At 66.6% G+C, this 3119-nt stretch carries 3 protein-coding genes; 2 read left to right on the plus strand and 1 reads right to left on the minus strand.

Going from position 1 to position 3119, the window contains the following annotated elements:
* Positions 1-201: 201 nt before the first annotated feature.
* Together dusB and EGJ34_RS21020 are read left to right on the plus strand one after the other, a co-directional pair.
* Positions 202-1194, plus strand: coding sequence for a tRNA dihydrouridine synthase DusB (gene dusB, locus EGJ34_RS21015; RefSeq protein ID WP_125362354.1), 993 nt, complete (start codon positions 202-204; stop codon positions 1192-1194).
* Positions 1195-1201: 7 nt separating this feature from the next.
* Positions 1202-2029, plus strand: coding sequence for a methyltransferase domain-containing protein (locus EGJ34_RS21020; RefSeq protein ID WP_125362355.1), 828 nt, complete (start codon positions 1202-1204; stop codon positions 2027-2029).
* A gap of 128 nt (positions 2030-2157) precedes the next feature.
* Here EGJ34_RS21020 and EGJ34_RS21025 read toward each other — a convergent pair.
* The coding region (locus tag EGJ34_RS21025; protein ID WP_148100546.1) for a metal-dependent hydrolase at positions 2158-3119 on the minus strand (962 nt) is incomplete at its 5' end.

Here is a 3119-nt window from a genome sequence, read left to right on the forward strand (position 1 = left end):
AACCCCTTTTGCGGCGGGGGGGGGGGGGGCGGTGTTTTTAAAACCCCCCGGGGGCCCCGCCGGCGTTGGCCGGCCCAAGCGGTGCGTTGGCCGGCCAACGGCCGGCGCTACCGGTTTCCGACATCCAGATGCCCCACGGGCAACCCCAGCGTTCCATCCCCGGCACGCCCGGCCAACGCCCGGCGCAATACAATTGCTCCCATGCAGATCGGCCCCTATTCCATCCAGCCCAACGTGGTGCTCGCGCCCATGGCCGGCGTCACCGACAAGCCCTTCCGCCTGCTGTGCAAGCGGCTCGGCGCGGGCCTGGCTGCCTCGGAGATGACCATCTCCGACCCCCGTTTCTGGAACACCCGCAAGTCGATCCATCGCATGGACCACGACGGTGAACCTGCGCCGATCAGCGTGCAGATCGCCGGCACCGAACCGGCCCAGCTGGCCGACGCCGCCCGCTACAACGTCGACCACGGCGCGCAGATCATCGACATCAACATGGGCTGCCCGGCCAAGAAGGTCTGCAACGCCTGGGCCGGCTCGGCGCTGATGCGCGATGAGGACCTGGTCGCGCGCATCCTCAGCGCGGTGGTCAACGCCGTGCCGGTGCCGGTCACCCTCAAGATCCGCACGGGCTGGGACTGTGACCACCGCAACGGTCCGCGTATTGCCCACATCGCCGAAGACAGCGGCATTGCCGCCCTCGCCGTGCACGGTCGTACCCGCGACCAGCATTACACCGGCAGCGCCGAATACGAGACCATCGCTGCGATCAAGGCTGCCCTGCGCATTCCGGTGCTCGCCAACGGCGACATCGATTCGCCGCAGAAGGCCGCGCAGGTGCTGGCCCAGACCGGCGTCGATGCGGTAATGATCGGCCGCGCCGCCCAGGGCCGGCCGTGGATCTTCCGCGAAGTGGCGCATTACCTGGCCACCGGTGAAGAACTGCCGCCGCCGACGCTGATCGAGGTGCGCGACATCCTGCTTGGGCATCTGCACGCGCTGCACGACTTCTACGGTGAAGCCCAGGGTGTGCGCATCGCGCGCAAGCATCTGGGCTGGTACGCCAAGGACCGCCCGGAAAATGCCGCGTTCCGTGCGGTGGTCAACCGTGCTGAAGATGCCGCTCAGCAGGTTGCGCTGACGCGGGACTATTTTGATGCGTTGGCAGCGGGACAGCCGCTGTCGTTTGCCGCGTGAACCTGACATGACACCCCCTATCGCCTCCCCCACCTACCTGCACGGCTTCTCCGATACCGAACAGCACCGTCTGGTCGTCCAGTCCCGGCTGCTCGAATCGACCATCTTCAACAGCATCGACTACACCGGCGCGCGCAAGCTGCTGGAAGTTGGCAGCGGCGTGGGCGCGCAGACCGAGATTCTGCTGCGCCGCTTCCCCGAGCTGCATGTCACCGGCGTGGACCTGAGCGAGGCCCAGCTGGCCACTGCCCGCCAGAATCTGCAAAAGACCCCGTGGTGCAGCGAGCGTTACACCCTGCAGCAGGCCGACGCCGGCAACCTGCCGTTCGGCCCGCGCGAGTTCGACTCGGCGTTCCTGTGCTGGGTGCTGGAACACGTGCCCTCGCCCGCCCGTGTGCTCAGTGAAGTGCGTCGTGTGCTGGTGCCCGGTTCGCCGGTTTACATAACCGAGGTGATGAACGCCTCGTTCCTGCTGGATCCCTATTCGCCGCATATCTGGCGCTACTGGATGGCGTTCAATGATTTCCAGTACGACCACGGCGGCGACCCGTTCGTCGGGGCCAAGCTGGGCAACCTGCTGCTGGCCGGTGGCTTCCGCGACGTGCACACCGAGATCAAGACCATCCACCTGGACAACCGCGAACCGGCACGACGCAAGACCATGATTGCGTTCTGGGAGCAGCTGCTGCTGTCAGCGGCCGAGCCGCTGCTGCAGGCCGGGCTGGTGGATCAGGCCACCGTGGACGGCATGCGCCAGGAGTTCGGGCTGGTGCAGAACGATCCGAATGCGGTGTTCTTCTTTTCGTTCGTGCAGGCGCGCGCGACGGTTTATTGAGACCCACGGATCGACACCCGTGAACGGCCGTTGGTCAAATTGATGGATCGCCGTAGAGCCACGCCCTGCGTGGCTTCGCGGAGTCCATCGGAGTCGCAGCCACGCAGGGCGTGGCTCTACGCGGTCAGTCAGCGCGCGGGTTCATTCCACATGCGCTGCCACAGTGTGCCGAAGCGGCGCTTGGCGCGTTCGCGTCCTTCATCCCCCTCATACGCCGGGCGCAGCTGTTGCGGGGTGATCGCCTCCCAGCCATCTCCCTGCTGCTTCGCCACCGCGAAGGTAAAGGTGTAGTCCGGCTCCAGTCCCATGCGCAGGTCACTGAGCTGCAGCTGTCCGTCCACCACCTGTGCGCGCATGAATCCGCGGTTGAACCAGTTCAAGCGGGCCACGGCCGGAATGTCGGCAGCCTGGCGCAATGCCTGCACGTTGGACGGATAGCCGCGGAATGTCATCGGGCCATGGTCGGCAATCACCGAGCGCTCGCCTATCACATAGCCGCTGGGGGTCATGGCGACCACCTGCCACAGCACGGTGTTGAAGGGGGTCGCCACCGAGAACCTCGGCGCATCGCCCAGGCCCATGGCGGCCAGCGCGCGGTCGGCTTCGCGTTCAACCTGGTGCTTGGCCAGCAGTGACCAGCCCAGGTAGCCGGTGCTCAGCACCAGCCCTGCAACCAATGCGCGCTGGGCCAGCGACCTGGCCTGCGCAAACCACGCCACGACGCAGGCCAGCAGCAGCCACACCGTGTACAGCGGGTCGATGATGAAGACACTGGACCACATCGTTGGCGACGGGCTGAACGGCCACCACAGCTGGGTGCCATAGACGGTGAACGCATCCAGTACCGGGTGGGTGACCAGCGCCAGCTGGATCGCCCAGAACCAGCGCATCGGAGACTGCGCCACCCGGCCGTTGCCGAAGCGTTTGAAGCCCCACCAGATCAGCGCGGCCACCCACGGCAGCACCAGCAGCGAGTGGCTGTAGCTGCGGTGTTCGGTCATGACCGCAACCGGGTCGGTGGCGGTGAAGGCGAGCACCAGGGAATCGAGGTCGGGCAGGGTACCGAGCGCGGCACCGGCCAGCAGGGCGG

Origin of the sequence: Stenotrophomonas sp. 278 (genome assembly GCF_003935715.1) — a bacterium.
GTDB lineage: Bacteria > Pseudomonadota > Gammaproteobacteria > Xanthomonadales > Xanthomonadaceae > Stenotrophomonas > Stenotrophomonas maltophilia_AH.

What these genes read in the sequence shown, in the direction of transcription:
- dusB (WP_125362354.1), top strand. Translation starts at nt 202, where the DNA reads ATGCAGATCGGCCCCTATTCCATCCAGCCCAACGTGGTGCTCGCGCCC.
- EGJ34_RS21020 (WP_125362355.1), top strand. Translation starts at nt 1,202, where the DNA reads ATGACACCCCCTATCGCCTCCCCCACCTACCTGCACGGCTTCTCCGAT.